Source organism: Streptomyces sp. RLA131 (genome assembly GCF_056270125.1).
Map to the genome: position 1 here is coordinate 2,695,725 of NZ_JBWDOQ010000002.1, position 20,217 is coordinate 2,715,941.

The 20,217-nt window shown below is 73.1% G+C and carries 17 protein-coding genes; 7 read left to right on the plus strand and 10 right to left on the minus strand.

Going from position 1 to position 20,217, the window contains the following annotated elements; genetic code table 11:
* Positions 1-11: 11 nt before the first annotated feature.
* Together RWE79_RS13300 and RWE79_RS13305 are read right to left on the minus strand one after the other, a co-directional pair.
* Positions 12-1,361, minus strand: a complete 1,350-nt coding sequence (locus RWE79_RS13300) for an RNA polymerase sigma factor (protein ID WP_475940276.1) — start codon at positions 1,359-1,361, stop codon at positions 12-14.
* A gap of 116 nt (positions 1,362-1,477) precedes the next feature.
* Positions 1,478-2,092 carry a TetR/AcrR family transcriptional regulator gene (locus RWE79_RS13305; protein WP_475940277.1) on the minus strand — a complete coding sequence of 205 codons (615 nt, stop codon included), beginning with the start codon at positions 2,090-2,092 and terminating at the stop codon, positions 1,478-1,480.
* A gap of 75 nt (positions 2,093-2,167) precedes the next feature.
* On the opposite strand from RWE79_RS13305, the gene RWE79_RS13310 reads away from it, so the two are divergent.
* A complete protein-coding gene (locus RWE79_RS13310) occupies positions 2,168-2,794 on the plus strand; it encodes a peroxiredoxin-like family protein (protein WP_475945784.1) in 627 nt (208 codons plus the stop codon).
* On the opposite strand, the gene dnaG is transcribed toward RWE79_RS13310, so the two are convergent.
* The 6 genes from dnaG to RWE79_RS13340 all read right to left on the minus strand — a co-directional run bounded on the left by dnaG (position 2,715) and on the right by RWE79_RS13340 (position 9,314).
* The gene (gene dnaG, locus RWE79_RS13315) at positions 2,715-4,610 is read right to left on the minus strand and encodes a DNA primase (RefSeq protein WP_475940278.1); all 1,896 of its coding nucleotides are present in this window, start codon (positions 4,608-4,610) and stop codon (positions 2,715-2,717) included. The genes RWE79_RS13310 and dnaG overlap by 80 nt on opposite strands.
* A 20-nt stretch (positions 4,611-4,630) precedes the next feature.
* Complete coding sequence (locus tag RWE79_RS13320; protein ID WP_475940279.1) at positions 4,631-5,068, minus strand: GNAT family N-acetyltransferase; 438 nt, start codon at positions 5,066-5,068, stop codon at positions 4,631-4,633.
* A 51-nt stretch (positions 5,069-5,119) separates the two neighbouring features.
* Positions 5,120-6,382, minus strand: coding sequence for an NAD(P)/FAD-dependent oxidoreductase (locus RWE79_RS13325; RefSeq protein ID WP_475940280.1), 1,263 nt, complete (start codon positions 6,380-6,382; stop codon positions 5,120-5,122).
* A gap of 181 nt (positions 6,383-6,563) precedes the next feature.
* A complete protein-coding gene (locus RWE79_RS13330) occupies positions 6,564-7,862 on the minus strand; it encodes a deoxyguanosinetriphosphate triphosphohydrolase (RefSeq protein WP_475940281.1) in 1,299 nt (432 codons plus the stop codon).
* A 56-nt stretch (positions 7,863-7,918) separates the two neighbouring features.
* A complete protein-coding gene (locus RWE79_RS13335) occupies positions 7,919-8,722 on the minus strand; it encodes a sirohydrochlorin chelatase (protein WP_475940282.1) in 804 nt (267 codons plus the stop codon).
* Positions 8,723-8,888: 166 nt separating this feature from the next.
* Positions 8,889-9,314 (minus strand): gamma-glutamylcyclotransferase family protein, encoded by a 426-nt coding sequence (locus tag RWE79_RS13340; protein ID WP_475940283.1) that lies wholly within the window; start codon positions 9,312-9,314, stop codon positions 8,889-8,891.
* An 84-nt stretch (positions 9,315-9,398) separates the two neighbouring features.
* Here RWE79_RS13340 and RWE79_RS13345 point away from each other — a divergent pair, with 84 nt between their 5' ends.
* Together RWE79_RS13345 and RWE79_RS13350 are read left to right on the plus strand one after the other, a co-directional pair.
* Positions 9,399-10,082 carry a SanA/YdcF family protein gene (locus RWE79_RS13345; RefSeq protein WP_475940284.1) on the plus strand — a complete coding sequence of 228 codons (684 nt, stop codon included), beginning with the start codon at positions 9,399-9,401 and terminating at the stop codon, positions 10,080-10,082.
* 122 nt (positions 10,083-10,204) lie between these two features.
* Positions 10,205-12,406, plus strand: coding sequence for a molybdopterin oxidoreductase family protein (locus RWE79_RS13350; protein WP_475940285.1), 2,202 nt, complete (start codon positions 10,205-10,207; stop codon positions 12,404-12,406).
* A gap of 94 nt (positions 12,407-12,500) precedes the next feature.
* On the opposite strand, the gene RWE79_RS13355 is transcribed toward RWE79_RS13350, so the two are convergent.
* Positions 12,501-12,959, minus strand: coding sequence for a hypothetical protein (locus tag RWE79_RS13355; RefSeq protein WP_475940286.1), 459 nt, complete (start codon positions 12,957-12,959; stop codon positions 12,501-12,503).
* A 156-nt stretch (positions 12,960-13,115) separates the two neighbouring features.
* Between RWE79_RS13355 and RWE79_RS13360 the strand changes: the two genes are divergently transcribed.
* From RWE79_RS13360 to nirD, 3 genes are read left to right on the plus strand one after another with little or no spacing between them, the layout of a single operon-like run.
* Positions 13,116-14,528: an NAD(P)/FAD-dependent oxidoreductase gene (locus RWE79_RS13360; protein WP_475940287.1), complete on the plus strand. Its 1,413-nt coding sequence runs from the start codon at positions 13,116-13,118 to the stop codon at positions 14,526-14,528.
* Position 14,529: 1 nt separating this feature from the next.
* On the plus strand, positions 14,530-17,166 hold the full coding sequence (gene nirB, locus RWE79_RS13365; protein WP_475940288.1) for a nitrite reductase large subunit NirB: 2,637 nt from the start codon (positions 14,530-14,532) through the stop codon (positions 17,164-17,166).
* Positions 17,163-17,486 carry a nitrite reductase small subunit NirD gene (gene nirD / locus RWE79_RS13370; RefSeq protein ID WP_475940289.1) on the plus strand — a complete coding sequence of 108 codons (324 nt, stop codon included), beginning with the start codon at positions 17,163-17,165 and terminating at the stop codon, positions 17,484-17,486. Before nirB ends, nirD begins: the two co-directional genes overlap by 4 nt.
* Positions 17,487-17,516: 30 nt before the next feature.
* Here nirD and RWE79_RS13375 read toward each other — a convergent pair whose 3' ends face one another.
* Positions 17,517-18,887, minus strand: a complete 1,371-nt coding sequence (locus tag RWE79_RS13375; RefSeq protein ID WP_475940290.1) for a glycoside hydrolase family 10 protein — start codon at positions 18,885-18,887, stop codon at positions 17,517-17,519.
* Between the two features lie 162 nt (positions 18,888-19,049).
* Here RWE79_RS13375 and RWE79_RS13380 point away from each other — a divergent pair, with 162 nt between their 5' ends.
* Positions 19,050-20,102: a LacI family DNA-binding transcriptional regulator gene (locus RWE79_RS13380; protein WP_475940291.1), complete on the plus strand. Its 1,053-nt coding sequence runs from the start codon at positions 19,050-19,052 to the stop codon at positions 20,100-20,102.
* The last annotated feature ends 115 nt before the right edge of the window (positions 20,103-20,217 follow it).

The window sequence follows — 20,217 nt, forward strand, 5'->3', positions numbered from 1 at the left end:
CGGGTCCGGGGTCAGTCCAGGTAGCCGCGGAGCTGGTCGGCGAAGGCGTGGTCGCGGAGCCGGCTGAGGGTCTTGGACTCGATCTGGCGGATGCGTTCGCGGGTGACGCCGAAGATGCGGCCGATCTCCTCCAGGGTGCGGGGCCGGCCGTCGTCGAGGCCGTAGCGCAGCTGGACGACCTTGCGTTCGCGTTCGCCCAGGGTCGACAGGACGGCTTCCAGATGCTCGCGCAGCAGCAGGAAGGCCGCGGACTCCACGGGTGAGGTGGCGTCGCCGTCCTCGATGAGGTCGCCGAGGGCGACGTCGTCCTCCTCGCCGACCGGGGCGTGCAGGGAGACGGGTTCCTGGGCCAGGCGCAGGACCTCGCTGACCCGCTCGGGGGGCAGGTCGAGCTGGGCGGCGACCTCGTCGGTGGTCGGTTCGTAGCCGCGTTCCTGGAGCAGACGGCGCTGGACCCGTACGACGCGGTTGATGAGCTCCACCACATGGACGGGGACCCGGATGGTGCGGGCCTGGTCGGCCAGCGCCCGGGACATGGCCTGGCGGATCCACCAGGTGGCGTAGGTGGAGAACTTGTAGCCGCGGGCGTAGTCGAACTTCTCGACGGCGCGGATCAGCCCGAGGTTGCCCTCCTGGACCAGGTCGAGCATGGTCAGGCCACGGCCGACGTAGCGTTTGGCGACGGAGACCACCAGGCGGAGGTTGGCCTCGATGAGGCGGCGCTTGGCCATCCGGCCGAGGACGACCAGACGGTCGAGGTCGACCGCGAGCTGGGAGTCGAGGGTGTCCAGGTCGGGAGCGTTGTTCAGGCGCTCCTCGGCGAACAGGCCGGCTTCGACACGGCGGGCGAGCTCGACCTCCTCGACGGCGGTGAGCAGCGGGATCCGCCCTATCTCGCGCAGATACTGACGGAACAGGTCGGAGGACGGGCCGGCGACCTCCTCGCGCAACGGTCGCTCGGGCTCGTCCGGTTCCTCGACGGTGCCGGGGGTCCCGGCAGCGGTGCCGGGGGTCCCGGCAGGGGGGTCGGGGGTCCCGGCTGTCCCGGGCCGGGGGTCCGCCACCGGCTGCGCGGCCGTCTCCGGGTGTACCGCCGGGTGGTTCTGCTCGGGGACCCTCTCCAGCGGGTCTGCGACGGCGGGCGGCACCATCGGCCCCGCCTCGGCCACGGTCGTCAGGGTCTGGGTCTGCACGGGAGCGACCTCCACGGTGAGCACAGTCACGGACTCGGAGACACGCGGCAGCGGAACGGTCGTCGCGGCGGCCTCGCCGCTGTCCGTCCAGGACTTCGCCGTGAGCGGATCCCCGGGAGCGTCTCCATCGACGCGACCCGGAATTCCGCGCTCCGAGGACTCAGGCACCGCCCACCAGTGTGGCCTACGGCACACCTTCGCCACGAGGGTCGTGCGAGGGCTTTTTCAGCGCCGGGTCACGGACCGCGTACGTCGTGTCACACGGCCCGGACTCCGGTGTCCCGCTACCCGCCCAGGCCCCGCAGCAACGCGGCCAGGCCGCCGAGGAACTCCCGGTCGGGGCCGACCTCGCGGGCCTGGCGGGCGGTCTGGCTCATGAACGGGAAGTCGTCCGGGGACAGTTGGGCGATGACGTCGGTGCCGGCACCGGCCAGCGGCCCGAGGTGTTCGAGCTGGATCGCCCCGATGACGTAACTGAGCAGCCCGCGCAGCGCGATGACCCGCCGCTCGCCCTCGATTCCGGCGTCGGTGAGGATCGCGAGGACCGCCTCGGACCAGCGCAGCACGCCCCGCGAGCGGTGCCGGTGGGTGACGGTGAGGGGGATGACCGCGGGATGGGCACCCACGGCGTCGCGCATCCGCCCGACCATGATCTCGATCCGCTCGCGCCAGGGGAGCTCCGGCGCCGGGAGCCCGGTGTCGACGGCGGAGAGCACGCGTTCGACGACGAGCGCTTCGAGTTCCTCACGGTCGTCCACGTAGCGGTAGAGCGCCATGGTGCTCATGCCGAGCTCCTCGGCCACCGCGCGCATCGACAGCCCGGCGAGGCCGTCGCGGTCGATGACGGCGAGGGCGGCCGAGGCCAGTCGGTCGGGGGTGAGGGAACGGGGGCGGGGCATGGCGGTTGACAGCGTACGGCATACGCGTACGCTCGTGAGCGTACGCCGTACACCTAAAAGGGGTGCCCAATGCGCATGTCACCAGGGTCGTCAGTCGTCACCGCCCGCAGCCTCACGCCCGTCTCCGGTCCGGCGGTCGCCGTGCCCGACCCCGGGCGGCTGGTCCATCTGCAGTTCCGGCGCTTCGCGGGGTGTCCTGTATGCAATATGCATCTGCGCTCGGTGGTGCGGCGGCACGCGGAGATCGAGGCGGCCGGGATCCGGGAGGTGGTGGTCTTCCACTCACCGGCGGAGGAACTGGCGCGGCACACCGCCGGGTTGCCGTTCGCCGTGGTGGCCGATCCGGACCGGCGGCTGTACGTCGAGTTCGGAGTGGAGGCGGCTCCGCGGGCGCTGCTCGACCCGCGCGCCTGGGGGCCGATCGTACGGGCCGTCCTGCGCGGCACCTGGGAGACCGCCCGGGGCCGGGAGCGGCTGCCCGCGGGCAGCCCGCACGGCGGGCGGCTCGGGCTGCCGGCCGACTTCCTGATCGCCGGTGACGGCCGGGTGATCGCCCGCAAGTACGGCGAGCACGCCTACGACCAGTGGCCGGTCGACGAGCTGCTGGAGCTGGCCGCCGCCGCTACAGCGCCTTCGCGCCCTGCTCCCGGAGCCGGTGGTCGTACTGCTGAAGGGCCCACAGCTCGTTCTGCACGGCCGTGAGCTGCTCGGGGTCGCCCTGGTCCATGAGGCGGGACTGGGCGGCGTGCACCTCCCCAATCCGGCGGGCGACGGCCTGACGCCGTACGCGGACGAGCACGTCACCCGCGTAGATGTCGGGGGTCTTGTGCATGACGGGCTCGACGGCGAGCTCGGTGATCATGCCCCGGACGGTGTCGTCGGGGGCGGTGTCGCGGACCCGGGTGAGGTAGTCGCCGTCCGCGAACTCCGCGCCGCCCGCCTCGGTGATGGCCCGGCGCACGGCGACGTAGGGCGGCGCGGTGAACTCGTCCTCGCCGTAGGCGTCGAAGGCGGGCGAGACCAGCTCCGGGAACTGCAGGGCAAGCTTGAGCAGCTCGCGTTCGACCCGGTGGGCGGGGCTGCGCAGGTCCAGGCGGGGGCCGCGCGGGGCGGCGGGAGCGGCGGGCCCCCCGGTCTGGCGCGCGGGGGCGTTGCGGGCGGCCGGGGCGCCGCCGGAGGACCGGCGTTCGCGCTGCCAGCGGGCGAGCTGGCCGACCCGGCGGACGACGAACTGCGAGTCCATGATGCCGAGCATGCCGGCGAGCTGGACGGCGTACTCGTGCTGGATCGCGGAGTTCTTGATCCCGGCCACGATGGGGGCGCCCGCCTCCAGGGCGGAGGCGCGGCCCTCGGCGGTGTCGAGGTTGTAGCCGGAGACCACCGAGCGCAGGGCGAAGGCGAAGAGCGGGGTGCGGTTCTCGACGAGGCGGGCCACGGCGGCGTCGCCCTCGGCGAGGCGGAGTTCGCAGGGGTCCATACCGCCGGGGGTGATGGCGATGGAGGTCTCGGCGGCGAACTTCTGGTCGTCCTCGAAGGCGCGCAGGGCGGCTTTCTGGCCGGCCGCGTCGCCGTCGAAGGTGAAGACGACCTCGGCGTTGGCGTTGTCCATCAGCAGCCGGCGGAGGATCTTGATGTGGTCCCCCGCGAAGGAGGTGCCGCAGGTGGCGATGGCGGTGGTGACCCCGGCCAGGTGGCAGGCCATGACGTCGGTGTACCCCTCGACGACCACGGCCCGGTTGGTCTTGGCGATGTCCTTCTTCGCGAGGTCGATGCCGTAGAGGACGTGGGACTTCTTGTAGAGCGGGGTCTCGGGGGTGTTGAGGTACTTGGGGCCCTGGTCGTCCTCGCGCAGCTTGCGCGCGCCGAAGCCGATGACCTCGCCGGTGATGTCGCGGATCGGCCAGGTCAGCCGGCCCCGGAAGCGGTCGATGGCACCCCGGCGGCCCTCGCTGGCCAGGCCGGAGGTGAGCAGTTCGCGGTCGGTGAAGCCCTTGCCGCGCAGATAGCGGATGAGGTGGTCCCAGCCGGCGGGCGCGTAGCCGACGCCGAAGTGCTCGGCGGCGGCCTGGTCGAAGCCCCGCTCGGCCAGGAACTTCCGGCCGATCTCGGCCTCGGCACTGCCCAGCTGCTCGGCGTAGAACTGGGCGGCGACCTTGTGCGCCTCGACGAGCCGGATCCGCTCGCCCTGCTGACGGCCGGGGGTGTAGCCGCCCTCGTCGTACCGGAGTGTGACTCCGGCCACACCGGCCAGGCGCTCGACGGCCTCGGAGAACGAGAGGTGGTCGAGCTTCATGACGAAGTCGAGGGTGTCGCCGCCCTGCTGGCAGCCGAAACAGTAGAAGAGCCCCTTGCTGGGACTCACCTGGAAGGACGGGGACTTCTCGTCGTGAAAGGGGCACAGCCCCTTGAGATTTCCACCGCCGGCGTTCTTGAGCTGCAGGTACTCCGAGACAACGGCGTCGATCGGGACCGCGTCCCGGACCGCCTTCACATCTTCGTCCCTGATCCTGCCTGCCACGGATGAAGTCTACGGCTGGGTCAGGACAGCTTGGCCACGAAGACGTGGTGCGGGCCCGCCGGCTCCAGGACGAACTCCTCGCCGACCGCGGTGAAGCCCTGGTGCTCGTAGAAGCCGCGCGCCGAGCTGCGGCCGTTGCACCACAGCACCTCGGCACCGCGCGCCCGCGCCTCGGCCATGCCGGCCCGCAGCACGGCCGCGCCGAATCCCCGGCCCCGGACCGCCGGCGAGCTGGCCATACCGCGCAGCCGGTGGGCGGGGGCGGCCTCGCCGGGCAGCGCCTCGGGGAAGAAGGTGGCGCAGCCGGCGACGGTGCCGTCGGTGTCGTAGGCGGCGACGTGGAAGACGCCGGGACGGGCGTCCTCCACGAACGCGGCGGTCTCCCGGGGCCGGCCGGGGCGCAGCACGCTCCACCTCAGCTCGAAGATCTCGTCGAGCGGTACGACGGCGGTGCGCATGCGGTCCCTCCGGCGAGGCGAACAGTCCGGAAACGAGCAGTCCGGGAACGATCAGTCCAGGAACGAGGCTAGCGGCACCGAGGGGTCGGCGAGCCGGTCGGGGTCGACGGGGGCGCCGGAGCGGATCAGCTTCTGGATGGTGTCGGTGACGTCCCAGGTGTTGACGTTCATACCGGCCAGGACCCGGCCCTGGCTGAGCCAGAAGGCGATGAACTGCCGCTTGCCCACGTCACCGCGCGCGATGACCTGGTCGTAGGTGCCGGGGGCGGCGTGCCCGGAGAACTCCATGCCCAGGTCGTACTGGTCGGAGAAGAAGTACGGCACCCGGTCGTAGGGCACGTCCTTGCCCAGCATGTTGCGAGCCGCGACCGGTCCGCTGTTGAGCGCGTTGGCCCAGTGCTCGACCCGCAACCGGCCGCCGAGCAGCGGGTGTTCGGCGTTGGCGACATCGCCCGCGGCGAAGATGTCCGGGTCGGACGTGCGCAGGCGGGCGTCGACGGCGATGCCGCCGCCGGCCGCCCGGTCGGCGAGGTCGATGCCGGCCGCCTCGGCCAGGGCGGTACGGGGCGCCGCGCCGATCGCGGCGAGGACGTCGTGGGCGGGGTGCTCCTCGCCGTCGTCGGTCAGTACCGACATGACCATGCCGTCCTGGCCGGTGATCCCGGTGAGCCGGGCGCCGAAGTGGAAGCGGACGCCGTGATCGCGGTGCAGCTCGGCGAAGACCTCCCCCAGCTCCGGGCCGAGCACGCTGTGCAGCGGCGTCGGCCCGGGTTCGACGATGGTGACCTCGGCGCCGTAACCGCGGGCCGCCGCCGCGACCTCCAGGCCGATCCAGCCGGCGCCGGCGATGACCAGCCGGCCGTTCTCCCGGCCGAGGGAGGCCAGGACGCCCTTGAGCCGCTCGGCGTGCGCGAGGCGCCGCAGATGGTGGACGCCGGCCAGGTCGGTGCCCGGGATGTCGAGGCGGCGCGGCTCGGCGCCGGTGGCCAGCAGCAGCTTGTCGTAGGGCAGGGAGCTGCCGTCGCCGAGAGTGACGGCCTTCGCCGCGCGGTCGACGCCGACGACGGGCTGGCCGAGGTGCAGCTCGACGTCGTGCTCGGCGTACCAGGCGGCGGGCTGCACGAAAACCGAGTCGCGGTCCTCGTTGCCGATCAGGAAGCCCTTGGACAGTGCTGGACGCTCGTACGGGTGGTCGCGCTCGTCACCGATCAGTATCACCCGGCCGGTGAAACCCTCGGAGCGCAGCGTCTCGGCCGCCTTCGCGCCCGCGAGTCCCGCCCCGACGATGACGAAGGTCTGATCTGCGTCCACCACTGTGCGCCTCCCTGGCGTCCCGGGCCCTGCCTGACGGCTGCCCCTGCGAGCGTCCCGCACGCCGGGGCCGGCGGGAAGGGCGCCGCGCCGACCACCTGGCGCCTGTCGCCGGCACAGCGCCGCCCGGCCCGCCGTCCGGCCCGCCGTCCACCTGCGAGGGGCCCGTGACGGGCGTACGGCGCTACGCCGGCGACAGGCCCCGGCGTGTCGCGGTGAGGCGGGCGTGCAGCGCGGTCGCGGAGGCGTCGGTGAGGGAGGCGATCTGGTCGACGACGGCCCGCTGCCGGGCGCGGTCGTCCGGGGCCGCGTCGAAGATGCCCCTGAACTGCGGGTCGAGCCCTTCGGGCGCACGCGCGAGGAGCGCTTCCGCCAGCTCGGCGATCACAACGCGCTGCTGCGCACGTCGCTTTTCCTGGGCCGCGCGCTGCATCACGTACCGGTCGGCGACCGCCTTGAGCACGGCGCACTCCAGCCGCTGTTCGCGGGGCACGACCAGCTCGGCGCGGTAGCGGGTGAGCCTGCCGGTGCCGTACGCGTCCCGGGTCGCGCGCTCGGCGGCGAGGCAGAAGCGGCCGATGAGCTGCGAGCCGGCGTCCTTCAGCCTGGCCTGGGCGACCGCGGAGCCGTCGTAGCCGTGCGGCCACCACTCCTGGCCGAGGAGCCGGTCCAGCGCCCCGGCCAGCTCGTGCTCGTCGGCGCCGGGCGCGTAGCGCGCCGCGGCCACCGCGAAGACCTCGCGGCGTTCGGGTTCGGCGAGCAGGAGGCCCGGGTCGAGATGGCCGGCGTGCAGGCCGTCCTCGACGTCGTGGACGGAATACGCCACGTCGTCGGCCCAGTCCATGACCTGTGCCTCGAAGCACTGCCGGTTCTCGGGGGCCTCCTTGCGCAGCCAGTCGAAGACCGGCAGGTCGTCCTCGTACGCGCCGAACTTGGGGCTGGCCGGATCGGTGGGGTGACCGCCGCGCGCCCAGGGGTACTTGGTCGCGGCGTCCAGGGCGGCCCGGGTCAGGTTGAGGCCGACGCTGACGCCGTCCGGCGAGAAGCGCTTGGGCTCCAGCCGGGTCAGCAGCCGCAGCGACTGGGCGTTGCCCTCGAAGCCGCCGCAGCCGGCCGCGAACTCGGCCAGCACCTGTTCGCCGTTGTGCCCGAACGGGGGGTGCCCGATGTCATGGGCCAGGCACGCGGTCTCCACCAGGTCCGGGTCGCAGCCGAGGGCCGCGCCCAGCTCCCGGCCGACCTGCGCGCACTCCAGGCTGTGGGTGAGCCGCGTGCGCGGGCTGGTGTCGATCTCCGGTGAGCTGTCCACCGGGTCCACCACCTGCGTCTTCCCGGCGAGCCTGCGCAGCCCCGCCGAGTGCAGCATCCTCGCCCTGTCCCGCTGGAACGCCGTCCGCCCGGGGCGCTTGTCCGGCTCCGGTACGTAGCGTTCCGTGTCGGCTTCGCGGTACGGGGCTCCGCCCGGGTCGTTCACGTCGTTCATGAGGCGACCGTACGCCGTCGCGGGTCCGCCCGGCGGCGAGGGTGGCGCGCCGGGCGTCAGGCGGTCGCCAGCTCCGTCCACGCCGGGCCGGCGGCGGCGGCCAGGGCCTGGTCGTAGCGGTGCAGCACGAGCCGGGCCATGGCGGGGTGGGGGCCGAGGGGCGCGGCGGCGATCCAGGGGGCGGCGGAGCCGGTCTGGGTGGCGAAGCGGCCGGGTGAGGCGAAGCAGGAGGCGACCACGACGCGGTGCCGGCCGCGGGCGGCCAGGGCGGCCACCGAGTCCGTGACGGACGGCCCGGCCGTGGCGTAGGCGGGGACGACGGGGATGCCGCCGAGCCGCCGGCGCAGCAGCGCCGCGGTGCGGGCGGTGTCGCGGGCGGAGTCGGGGTCGCGGGAGCCGGCCGCCGCCAGGACGACACCGGCCCGGGCCGCGCCGGCCCCCCGGGGCGTACGCCAGCCGGCCTCGGCCAGCCGGCCGTGCAGGGCCTCGGCCAGCAGCGGGTGCGGGCCCAGCGGTGCGGCGATCAGGCCGCGCAGGTGCGAGGCGCGGGCGAGGGCCTGCGGGATGTCCTGTTTGACGTGGTAGCCGCGGCTGAGCAGCAGCGGCACCAGGACGACGTCGCCGCGCAGCGCGGCCAGCGTGTCGTCGAGCAGCGGCTCGTTCAGCTCGATGTGGCCGAGCCGCACCGGCACGTCGGGCCGCAGGGCCCGGATCCGGTCCAGCAGGCTCTGCGCGGTGCGCAGCGCCCGCGGGTCACGACTGCCGTGCGCGACGGCCACCAGCGTGGCGGGCCGGTGACCGACGGCGCGCAGGGCGACCGCGGAGAGCTGGCTGCTGAGCTGGGCCGTTATCTGGGTCACGAGGTGCGCCGTACTGTCGAAACTGTCGGATGGGTCCGGTCCGGAGAACTCCAGTGCCGTCATACGACGAGTCTGGCGAGCCGCGGTTGCCTCGCCGTTGCACGGACATGACGCCTGGTTTCCGCCCTTTCACACAGCCGGCCGGCCGCTGTGAGGAGTCCGGCCGCTACCTCCGGTACCAGTCGCCGCTGGGGATGAGCAGGCCGGAGTCCAGCAGCCGCCGCTCCTCCACCGGGGCGGCGAGGTACACCCAGGCGAGCATGGGTTCGCCGTCCTCGGTGCGGGTGCCGCGGGCGACGCGTTCGAAGAGGTTGTCGTCGGCGCCGGGGACGTACTCCTCCAGCTGGTCGAGTTCGGCCAGGACGGCCGCGTAGAACTCGGGGAGGGGGAAGACGAGTTCCCCGAAGACGCGGCCTTCGGGGGCGTTGACGGCGTAGGGGAAGCCGGGTCCGTCGTAGAGGACCGCGCCGGTGAGGGCCGCGGGCGTGACGACCTTCGTGCGGCCGCGGAGCAGCCCGGCATGGTTGGCCTCGCCCTGGCGGAGCGTGCCGTAGACGAAGAAGGGCAACTGGGACTGGTCGAGGTCGAGCACGACGGAAATGGAACCGCATCGAAGGCCCGCGCGTCGAGTCGGGCGGGGGGTTGATCATCAAACATTCAAAGATGAGGGGGATCCATGAGGGTGCGGTTGCCCTTTCGTCCGCGTTTGCCCGAAGGGCGGCGCGAACGGCGCCGGCTGGTGCGGGCCGTGGTGCTGGGCGGCGTCCTGGCGCTGCTGCCCGCGACCTGGCTGCAGGCGTCGGCGACGGACCGCATCCGTACGCCGGCCGATGTACCGGCCGCCCCGGTGGCTGTGGTCTTCGGCGCCGGACTGTGGAACGGCGAGCCGTCACCGTACCTGGCACACCGCCTCGACGCGGCGGCCGAACTGTACGAAACGGGCAAGGTCCGCGTCATCCTGGTGACCGGCGACAACAGCCGTAAGGATTACGACGAACCGGGCGCGATGCGGCGCTACCTGAAGCGCGAGGGCGTGCCGGGGGCGCGCGTGGTGCTCGACTACGCCGGCTTCGACACCTGGGATTCGTGCACCCGCGCCAAGCGCGTCTTCGGCGTCGACCGCGCGGTGCTGGTCAGCCAGGCCTTCCACATCCGCCGCGCCCTCGCCCTGTGCTCCGCCGCCGGCATCGACGCCTACGGGATCGGGGTCGACGAGCACCACAACCTCACCTGGTACTACGGCGGCGCCCGGGAGATCGCCGGCGCCGGCAAGGCCGCCCTGGACGCCGCCCTCACCCCGGACCCGCAGTTCCTCGGCCCCCGCGAGCACGGGGTCACGAACGCGCTGCGGGGGCGCTGACAGGGCCCGGGCGAAGGCTCACAGGGCCTCACCGCCGGGCCGGCGGGCCGCTGAGGCCCCCGTACCGGACGCGTAACGCGGCCGCGCGACCGGCGAAACACGCCGGAAGCATGCTGGACGGCATGAGCGCGCCCGGCACCACCGACACCCCCACGCACTGTCCCTACTGCGCGTTGCAGTGCGGGATGGGCCTGCGGGCGAACGCCGCCGGCACGGTGGACGTCGTGGAGCGGGACTTCCCGGTCAACCGGGGCGCACTCTGCGGCAAGGGGCGCACCGCGCCCGACGTACTCTCCTCCCGGGTCCGGCTGACCGAGCCGCTGATCCGGAGCCGTGCCACAGGCAGGCTCGGACCGGCCTCCTGGGACGAGGCTCTCGACCGGGTCGCCGAAGGTCTCGTCCGGGTCCGGGCCGCGGGCGGGCCCGACGCGGTGGGGATCTTCGGCGGCGGCGGGCTGACCAACGAGAAGGCCTACGCGCTGGGCAAGTTCGCCCGCGTGGTGCTGCGGACCTCGCAGATCGACTACAACGGCCGTTTCTGCATGTCCTCGGCCGCCGCCGCCCACCACCGGGCGTTCGGGCTGGACCGGGGGCTGCCGTTCCCGATGGCGGACATCGCCCGCACCGGTTGCGTGATCCTGGTCGGGTCCAACCTGGCCGAGACGATGCCGCCCGCGCTGCGCTACCTCACCGAGCTGAAGGCGGCCGGCGGCAGGCTGATCGTCGTCGACCCGCGCCGCACCCGTACCGCCGAGCAGGCCGACCTGCACCTCCAGCCCCGGCCCGGCACCGACCTGGCGCTCGCGCTGGGGCTGCTGCACCTGATCGTGGCGGACGGGCACGTCGACGAGGAGTTCGTCGCCGCGCGTACGAGCGGCTGGCCCGAGGCCCGCGCCGCGGCCATGGCGCACTGGCCGGAGCTGGTGGAGCGGATCACCGGCGTACCGGTACCGGCGCTGCGCGAGGCGGTGGAGCTGTTCTGCGGCGCGACCGCCTCCGGCGGTGCCGGCACCGGCATGGTGCTGACCGCGCGCGGTCCCGAGCAGCAGGCCAAGGGCACCGACACCGTCGGCGCCTGGATCAACCTGTGCCTGGCCACCGGACGGGCCGGGCGCCCCCTGTCCGGCTACGGCTGCCTCACCGGCCAGGGCAACGGCCAGGGCGGCCGCGAGCACGGCCAGAAGGCCGACCAGCTGCCCGGCTACCGCAAGCTGGACGACCCGGCCGCCCGGCGGCACGTGGCCGGCGTGTGGGGCGTCGACCCCGACGACCTGCCCGCCCCCGGGCGGAGCGCGTACGAGCTGCTGGACGCCCTCGGACAGGACGTGAAGGGGCTGCTGCTGATGGGCTCCAACCCGGTGGTGTCCGCGCCGCACGCCGGGCACATCGAGAAGCGGATCGCGGCGCTGGACTTCCTGGCCGTGTGCGACGTCGTCCTGTCGGAGACCGCCGCCATGGCCGACGTGGTCCTGCCGGTCACCCAGTGGGCCGAGGAGACGGGCACGACCACCAACCTGGAGGGCCGGGTCCTGCTGCGGCGCAAGGCGCTCGACGCGCCGGAGGGCGTACGGAGCGACCTCTACGTCCTCAACGGCCTGGCGGCCAGGCTCGGTTGGGAGAAGGGCTTCCCGACGGACCCGGAGGAGGTCTTCGACGAGCTGCGCCGCGCCTCGGCGGGCGGCCCGGCGGACTACTCGGGCATCACCTACCGGCGGATCGCCGAGGAGGACGGGGTCTTCTGGCCCTGCCCGGACAGCACGGGCGCGGGCACCGGCACGGGCGCGGGCGCGGGTTCCGGCGCGGGCGCGGGCACCGGCGCGGGCTCCGGCACCGGGGCGGGCACCGGCTCCGGCACCGGAACCCCGCACCCCGGTACGCCCCGGCTCTTCCTCGACCGGTTCGCGACACCGGACGGGCGGGCCCGCTTCGTCCCCGTACAGCACCGGCCCTCGGCCGAGGAGCCGGACGCCGACTACCCTCTGTACCTGACGACCGGCCGGGTGCTGGCCCAGTACCAGTCGGGGGCCCAGACCCGGCGGGTCGCCGAGCTCAACGCGGCGGCGCCGGGGCCCTTCGTACAGCTGCACCCGCACCTCGCCGACCGGCTCGGGATCGCCGACGGGGACCCGGTGGCGGTGACGTCGCGGCGCGGCCGGGCGGTGGCACCGGCGCGGGTCAGCCGGGGGATCCGGCCGGACACGGTGTTCATGCCGTTCCACTGGCCGGGCGAGGGCCGGGCCAACACGCTGACCAACCCGGCCCTGGACCCGACCTCGCGGATGCCGGAGTTCAAGGTCTGCGCGGTACGGGTCGAACCGGCGTAGGGCCCACCGCGCGTGCGTGCGGGGTCGCCGGACGGGCCGAGCCGGGACACGCCGCCGCGAGGACCCCTGGGGCCGGGGCGACCAGCCGGCTCCCTCAGCCGGACGACGCCCCCGCGACCACGATCACGTCCACCGACTGCGTGGCGAATCCGTCCATGACGCAGGCGGCGAGCGGGACGCCGGCGGCGGACGTGGTGCCCCTGGAGACGAACGCGTCCGACAGCTCGGGGCCCACGTCGCACAGCACCGGGGCGTGTTCCCCGGCCACCGTGTTCGGCTCCGGTTCCGGCAGGTGGTTGGCGTCGAGGAAGCGCTGGAAGGCGGCGCCGGTCGTCTCGAAGCGCAGGCCGAGGCCGGAAGTGGTGTCGTAGCGCAGGTCGTCGGCGCCCTCCGGCAGGACGACGCCGAGTTCGGCCGCGCGCTCCCGCGCCGACACCGCACTCCCGGCGCAGGCGGTACCTACAAGGCCGGTCCGCCTGCCGCGCCCGGCATCGGACTCGCCGTCGGACTCGCCGTCGGACACCTCGTACGCCACACTCTCCGTCTCCCCCATGGCCAGGGATCGTACGGACGCGGGCGCGCTTGCGCAGCGGAATCCGACGGGCTCACGGTCCGTCGGGCTCACACCTCGCCCCGCCCCACGCTGAGGGCACTGTTCCTTTCGGGAAACGGCGGGGATGCCACCGGGTAACAGCGGCGCCGCAGGCTCATGGGCATGAGGATTGTGGTGGTCGGCGGCGGAATGGCGGGGGCGCGCCTCGTGCAGCGGCTGGCGCCGTACACCGGCGACGGCACCGGCACCGGCACCGGCATCGGTCTCGGCACCGGTCTTGAGGTCGCGCTGCTCGGCGAGGAGCCCCACGCGCCCTACAACCGGGTGCTGCTGGCGGAGGTGCTCGCCGGGCGGTATCCCGCCGAGGTGATCGCGCTGCCGGGCGGCGGGAACGGCCCGGTGCGGCGCGGGGTACGGGCGATGCGGATCGACCGGACCGAGCGGACCGTGGTCTGCGACGACGGAAGCGTCGTGCCGTACGACCGGCTGGTGCTGGCGACCGGGTCGAACCCGGTACTGCCGCCGCTGCACGGCCTGTTCACGCGAGGGCGCGGGGAGTTCCCCGACGGGGTGCACGCGTTCCGGACGATGGACGACTGCCTGGCGCTGTCGGCGGCCGTGCGGCCGGGGACGAGGGCCGTGGTGGTCGGCGGCGGGCTGCTCGGCGTGTCGGCGGCGCGGGCGCTGGCGGCCCGCGGGGCGCAGGTGGTGATCGCCACCCAGGGCGAGTATCTGATGGAACGTCATCTCGACGAGTCCGCCGCGGCGTTGCTCCGGTCCCACCTGGAGGAGTCGCTGGGCGTCGAGGTGCACACCGAGTGCCGGGTGCGCGGGCTGCTCACCGAGACCGACGGCGCACCGGCCCCGGCCACGACACCGCAACTGCGGCTGGCGATGGCGACCGCTGCTCCGACGGCGACGGCGGGCGCGACGGCCATGACGACGATGACGCTGCCGCGTGAGAGCGCGGCCGCCCAGCCCGCCGCCACCCGGACCGTGCAAGCCGTCGAACTCGCCGACGGATACCGGCTGGACGCCGACCTCGTCGTACTGGCCTGCGGGGTCCGCCCCCGGGTCGGGCTGGCGCAGGCGGCGGGGCTGGAGACCGCCAGGGGCATCGTGGTCGACGACGAGCTGCGCACCTCGGACCCGTACATCCACGCCGTCGGCGACTGCGCGCAGCACGACGGTGTCGTCTACGGCCTCGCGGGCCCGGCCACCGAACAGGCCGACGCGCTGGCCCGGATCCTCACCGGGGAGGCCGGCCGCTACCGCGGCACCCGGTCCCTGACCCGGCTGACCCTCAACGGCCCGCAGGCCATGGACATCGCCACCTTCGGCGATCCCGTACCGGCGCCCGGGGACGACGTACTGCACCTCGCGGACGCGACCCGGGGCACCTACCGCAAGGTCGTCACCCGTGGCGACCGCCTGGTCGGCGGGATTCTGCTCGGCGAACTCGCCACCGTCGGCGAACTGGCCCGCACCTGGGAGGGCGACGAGCCGCTGCCCGACCGCGTTTCACCGCTCCACCTGCTCACCGCGCTCACCGACAACGGAGGCTCTTGATATGACCACGCCTACGATCGTGCTGGTCGGCCACGGAATGGTCGGCCAGCGTTTCCTGGAGGCGCTGGCCGACCGGGGCATCACGAGGACCTCACGGGTCGTGGTGCTCTGCGAGGAGCCGCGCCCCGCCTACGACCGGGTCCAGCTCACCTCGTACTTCTCCGGGAAGACCCCGCAGGACCTGTCCATGGTCGAGGACGGCTTCATGGAACGGCACGGGATCGAGCTGCTCGTCGGCGACCCCGCGGTCGCCGTGGACCGGGAGAACCGCACCGTCACCGCCCGCTCCGGACTCACCGTCGGGTACGACACCCTGGTACTGGCCACCGGCTCGTACCCCTTCGTGCCGCCGGTCCCCGGCAAGGACTCCACCGGCTGCTTCGTCTACCGCACCATCGAGGACCTGCTCGCCATCGAGGAGTACGCGATGACCTCGCGCACCGGCGCGGTGGTCGGCGGCGGGCTGCTCGGGCTGGAGGCGGCGGGCGCCCTCAAGGGCCTGGGACTGGACACGCACGTCGTGGAGTTCGCTCCCCGACTGATGCCGGTGCAGGTCGACGAGGGCGGCGGCGACGCGCTGCGCCGCTCCATCGAGGGCATGGGCGTGACCGTGCACACGGGTGTGGGCACACAGGAGGTCACCGCGTCGGACAACGGCTCGGTGGCGGGGATGAAGCTGTCGGACGGCTCGGCGCTCGACGTCGACCTGGTGGTCTTCTCGGCCGGCGTACGGCCCCGGGACCAGCTGGCCCGTGAGTGCGGGCTGCCGGTGGGCGAGCGCGGCGGCATCGTGGTCGACGAGCGCTGCCGGACGGGGGACGAGGCGGTCTACGCGATCGGCGAGTGCGCGCTGGCCAGCGACGGCCGGGTGTACGGGCTGGTGGCGCCGGGCTACGAGATGGCCGAGACGGCGGCCTCGGCGATCGCGGCGGTCGCCGGGGAGGAGGCCAGGTCGTTCACCGGTGCGGATCTGTCCACCAAGCTCAAGCTGCTCGGCGTCGACGTCGCCTCCTTCGGTGACGCCCACGGAACTGCAGACGGTTGTCTGGATGTTGTATACAGCGACTCCCGGGCCGGTGTATACAAAAAACTGGTCGTCTCCCCCGACGGCGTCCTGCTCGGCGGCATCCTGGTCGGCGACGCGGAGCAGTACGGCACACTGCGCGCGTTCACCGGCACCGTACCGCCGGTCTCCGCCGAGCAGCTGGTGCTGCCGGCCGGCGCGGGCGCCCCGGTCGCGCTGGGCCCGTCCGCGCTGCCCGACGAGGCGGTGATCTGCTCCTGCCACAACGTCACCAAGGGCACCGTCCGCGCCGCGGTCACCGAGCACTCCTGCACCACTGTCCCCGAGGTCAAGAAGTGCACCAAGGCGGGCACGGGCTGCGGCAGCTGCGTCAAGGTGCTGGGCCAGCTGGTCACCGCCGAGCTGGAGGCCGGCGGCGTCGAGGTCGACAAGGGCCTGTGCGGCTGCTTCGGCCAGACCCGCCAGGAGCTGTACGAGATCGTGCTCGCCCTGCGTGTCTCGACGTTCGCCGACCTCCTCGACCGGTACGGCCGCGAGGCCGCCCGGGGCGGTGACGGCTGCGAGATCTGCAAGCCGACGGTCGCCTCGATCATCGCCTCGCTGGCGCCCACGATCGGCACCTCCGTGCACGTCCTGGACGGCGAGCAGGCCGCACTGCAGGACACCAACGACCACTTCCTGGCCAACCTGCAGAAGAACGGCTCCTACTCGATCGTGCCGCGCATCCCCGGCGGCGAGATCACCCCCGAGAAGCTCATCGTCATCGGCGAGGTGGCCCGCGACTTCGGGCTCTACACCAAGATCACCGGCGGCCAGCGGATCGACATGTTCGGCGCCCGCGTCGACCAGCTGCCGATGATCTGGACCCGGCTGGTCGACGCGGGCTTCGAGTCCGGGCACGCGTACGGCAAGTCGCTGCGGACCGTGAAGTCCTGCGTCGGGCAGACCTGGTGCCGCTACGGCGTCCAGGACAGCGTCCGGATGGCCATCGACCTGGAGCTGCGCTACCGGGGTCTGCGCTCCCCGCACAAGCTCAAGTCCGCCGTCTCCGGCTGCGCCCGCGAGTGCGCCGAGGCGCAGAGCAAGGACTTCGGCATCATCGCCACCGCCGGCGGCTGGAACCTGTACGTCGGCGGCAACGGCGGGGCCACCCCGCGCCACGCCGATCTGCTGGCCCAGGACCTGAGCGACGCCGAACTGGTCCGGCTCATCGACCGCTTCCTGATGTTCTACATCCGTACGGCCGACCGGCTGGAGCGCACCTCGGTGTGGCTGGACCGGATCGAGGGCGGCCTCGACCATGTGCGTGACGTCGTCGTCCACGACTCACTGGGCATCTGCGGCGAGCTGGAGTCGCTGATGGCCGACCACGTCGCCGGCTACCGCGACGAGTGGGCCGACACCATCAACGACCCCGAGCGCCTGTCCCGTTTCGTGTCCTTCGTCAACGCGCCCGACGTCCCGGACCCCTCCGTGAAGTTCGTCCCGGAGCGCGACCAGGTCAAGCCCGACCTCCAGCTCCTGGCCGGCCCCTCCCCCACAGCTTCGCGTGGGGGTACCCCCACCTCGCCAAGCTCGCCCGTCCGCACCCTCGAAGGGACCTCCGTCTCATGACCGTCGAACTCCTTGTCGACCAGGAGTGGTTCGCCGTGTGCGACCGGGACCGCCTGGCCCCCGGGCGCGGTGTCGCCGCGCTGCTCCCGGACGGCCGCCAGGCCGCGGTCTTCTCCGACCGCAACGGCACGCTCTACGCCGTCGACAACCGTGACCCCTTCACCGGCGCCTATGTGCTCTCGCGCGGCCTGATCGGCACGGTGGAAGGCCGGGCCTACGTCGCCTCGCCGCTGCTGAAGCAGCGCTTCGACCTGGCCGACGGCCGGTGTCTGGACGACGAGACGGTGTCGATCCCGGCCTTCACCGTGCGGGTGCGCTGACAGCGGGTGCCCTGACAGCTGGGGCGCTGATCAGGCCGTGCCGCAGGCGGTGCCGTTGAGCGTGAAGCCGGCCGGCGCCGGGTTCGAGCCCGACCAGGTGGCGTTGAAACCGAAGCTCTGGGTGCCGCCGGCGGCGATCGTGGCGTTGTAGGACAGGTTGGTCGCCGTCACGGCCGTCCCGGACTGGCTGACGGTGGCGTTCCAGCCCTGGGTGACCTTCTGGCCCGAGGGGTAACTCCAGGCCAGTGTCCAGCCGTTGACGGCGCTGCTGCCGGAGTTGCGGACGGTGACGGTCGCCGTGAAGCCGGTGTTCCACTGGTTCACGCCGTAGCTGACCGTGCAGCCGGCCGCCGGGACGGTGCCGGTCCAGCCCAGCGCCTCGGCGATGCCGTAGAACGCGGGTTTGGGCTGGTAGTTCTCGTCGTACGGGGTGGCCGCGCCCTGACCGCTGAAGACGTCGGGGATCCAGGACGTGGCGTCGGTCAGGCCCCAGACGGTGACGCCGACGCAGCGGGTCACCGCGACGCAGGCTCCGACCACCGACTTGAAGTCGGCCTTCTGCTGGGCCAGTTTGGCGTCGGTGGCGGGCAGCACCATCCGGATGTCGAGCTCGGTGACGGCGACATCGAGGCCGAGGTCGGCGAAGCGCTGGAGGTTGGCCTGCACGGTGGAGGGAACCGAGCCGACGATCAGATGGCCCTGGAAGCCGATGCCGTCCAGCGGGACGCCCTGGGCGAGCAGGGACTTCGCGAGGTTGTACATGCCGTCGGACTTCGCGCCGGTGCCGTCGGTGTTGTAGTCGTTGATGTAGAGCTTGGCGGCCGGGTCGGCGGCGCGGGCGGCGCGCAGCGCGTCGGCGATGTAGGACGAGCCGAGCTGGTTGTACCAGAGGTTGGCACGGAAGGTGCCGTCCTCGTTGAAGGGCTCGTTGACCACGTCCCAGTGGGTGATCTTGCCCTTGAAGTGGGTGACCTCGTCCGTGACGTGCTTGATCATCAGGGCGTGGAGCTCGTCGGCGGTGAAGGTGCCCGAGGTGAGCCAGCCGGGCAGCTGGCTGTGCCAGACCAGGGTGTGGCCGCGCACCTGCATGCCGTGCGCCTGGGCGAAGCTCACCAGGTTGTCGCCGCCGGTCCAGTTGTAGGTGCCGCGGGTGGACTCGACGGCGTCCCACTTCATCTCGTTGCCGGGTGTGGCCGAGTTGAACTGCGTCCCGGCGATGGCGGCGTAGGAACCGATGTTCAGCTCGCTCGCGGTCGCGGCGGTGCCGATGTACTTCCCCTTCGCGGTGGCGAGGTCGCGCAGCAGGGGGTCGGCGGCATGGCTGGTGCCGGCGAGGCCGAGGAGTAACGCGGCCGCGCCGGTCACGGCGACGGCGGCTCTGCGTAAGCGCTGGAGTTTCATGGGGGGAGCCCTCTTTTCCGGAAGATTGCCGCAAGGATTCCGAGGGTGCGGGGGAAACCGTAGAGCCGGCAGGGAAGGTCGTCAACGCCTGTGACAACGCTTTCCGGAGTACGCTCGGGCCGGGGCCAGTCCCTGAAAGGTTTCGGTACGAGGAGGGGCCATATGGCGGAGGAACAGGTGCCGGCGGCGGGCGGACGGAAGGTGACCATCACCGCGATCGCCGCAGCGGCGGGCGTCTCCGTGCCGACCGTCTCGCGGGTGGTCAACGGCCGCTCGGACGTGGCCCCGGAGACCCGGGCCAAGGTCGAGGACCTGCTGCGGCAGCACGGCTACCGGCGTCGCACGGCCGCGCCGGGCGACCGGGCCGCGCTGCTGGACCTGGTCTTCAACGACCTCGACAGCCCCTGGGCCGTGGAGATCATCCGGGGCGTCGAGGAGGTCGCGCACGCCGCCGGTTTCGGCACCGTGGTCTCCGCGATCCACGGGCGGGCCGGCTCGGCCCGGCAGTGGATGAAGAACCTGCGCGACCGGGCCTCGGACGGCGTGATCCTGGTGACCTCCGTCCTGGAACCGGTACTCCACGAGGAACTGCGGCGGCTCAACGTCCCGATCGTGGTGGTCGACCCGGCCGGCTCCCCCGCGCTGGACGCGCCGACCATCGGCGCCACCAACTGGGCCGGCGGGATGTCGGCCACCGAACACCTGCTGGGACTGGGCCACCACCGGATCGGCTTCATCGCCGGGCCGGCCCGGCTGCTGTGCAGCCGGGCCCGGCTCGACGGCTACCGCGCCGCCCTCGAAGCGGCCGGAGTGGCCGTCGACGACAGCCTGGTGGTGCAGGGCGACTTCTACCACGAGGGCGGCTTCACCGCGTGCGGCCGGCTGATGGACCTGGCCGCGCCGCCCACCGCGATCTTCGCCTCCAGCGACCAGATGGCGCTGGGTGCCATCGAGGCCCTGCGGCGGCGCGGGCTGCGGGTGCCGGAGGACGTCAGCGTGGTCGGTTTCGACGATCTCCCCGAAGTCCGCTGGTCCGCGCCCCCGTTGACAACGGTCCGTCAACCACTGGTGGAGATGGGCAAGCTGGCCGCCCGTACGGTGCTGCGTCAGGCGCGCGGCGAGGAAGTGGACTCACCCCGGCTGGAGTTGGCGACCGAGCTGGTGGTCCGGGCCAGCACGGCGGCGGTCCCGGCGGTCCCGGCGACCCGCGGTTGAGCCCGGCCGGCCCGCGGCCGGTCCCGGACCGCCCTCCACTGCGCCCGGACGGTTCCGGACGGTTCTGTCAGATCCGTTGACACGGGCGCGGCGCGTCCGTAACTTCCGGCTGCAC

Bases quoted from the DNA above. Each gene is read 5' to 3' on its own strand.
- RWE79_RS13305 (WP_475940277.1), bottom strand. From the start codon at position 2,092: ATGCCCCGCCCCCGTTCCCTCACCCCCGACCGACTGGCCTCGGCCGCC.
- RWE79_RS13310 (WP_475945784.1), top strand. From the start codon at position 2,168: ATGTCACCAGGGTCGTCAGTCGTCACCGCCCGCAGCCTCACGCCCGTC.
- RWE79_RS13320 (WP_475940279.1), bottom strand. From the start codon at position 5,068: ATGCGCACCGCCGTCGTACCGCTCGACGAGATCTTCGAGCTGAGGTGG.
- RWE79_RS13330 (WP_475940281.1), bottom strand. From the start codon at position 7,862: ATGAACGACGTGAACGACCCGGGCGGAGCCCCGTACCGCGAAGCCGAC.
- RWE79_RS13345 (WP_475940284.1), top strand. From the start codon at position 9,399: ATGAGGGTGCGGTTGCCCTTTCGTCCGCGTTTGCCCGAAGGGCGGCGC.
- RWE79_RS13350 (WP_475940285.1), top strand. From the start codon at position 10,205: ATGAGCGCGCCCGGCACCACCGACACCCCCACGCACTGTCCCTACTGC.
- RWE79_RS13355 (WP_475940286.1), bottom strand. From the start codon at position 12,959: ATGGGGGAGACGGAGAGTGTGGCGTACGAGGTGTCCGACGGCGAGTCC.
- RWE79_RS13360 (WP_475940287.1), top strand. From the start codon at position 13,116: ATGGGCATGAGGATTGTGGTGGTCGGCGGCGGAATGGCGGGGGCGCGC.
- nirB (WP_475940288.1), top strand. From the start codon at position 14,530: ATGACCACGCCTACGATCGTGCTGGTCGGCCACGGAATGGTCGGCCAG.
- nirD (WP_475940289.1), top strand. From the start codon at position 17,163: ATGACCGTCGAACTCCTTGTCGACCAGGAGTGGTTCGCCGTGTGCGAC.
- RWE79_RS13375 (WP_475940290.1), bottom strand. From the start codon at position 18,887: ATGAAACTCCAGCGCTTACGCAGAGCCGCCGTCGCCGTGACCGGCGCG.
- RWE79_RS13380 (WP_475940291.1), top strand. From the start codon at position 19,050: ATGGCGGAGGAACAGGTGCCGGCGGCGGGCGGACGGAAGGTGACCATC.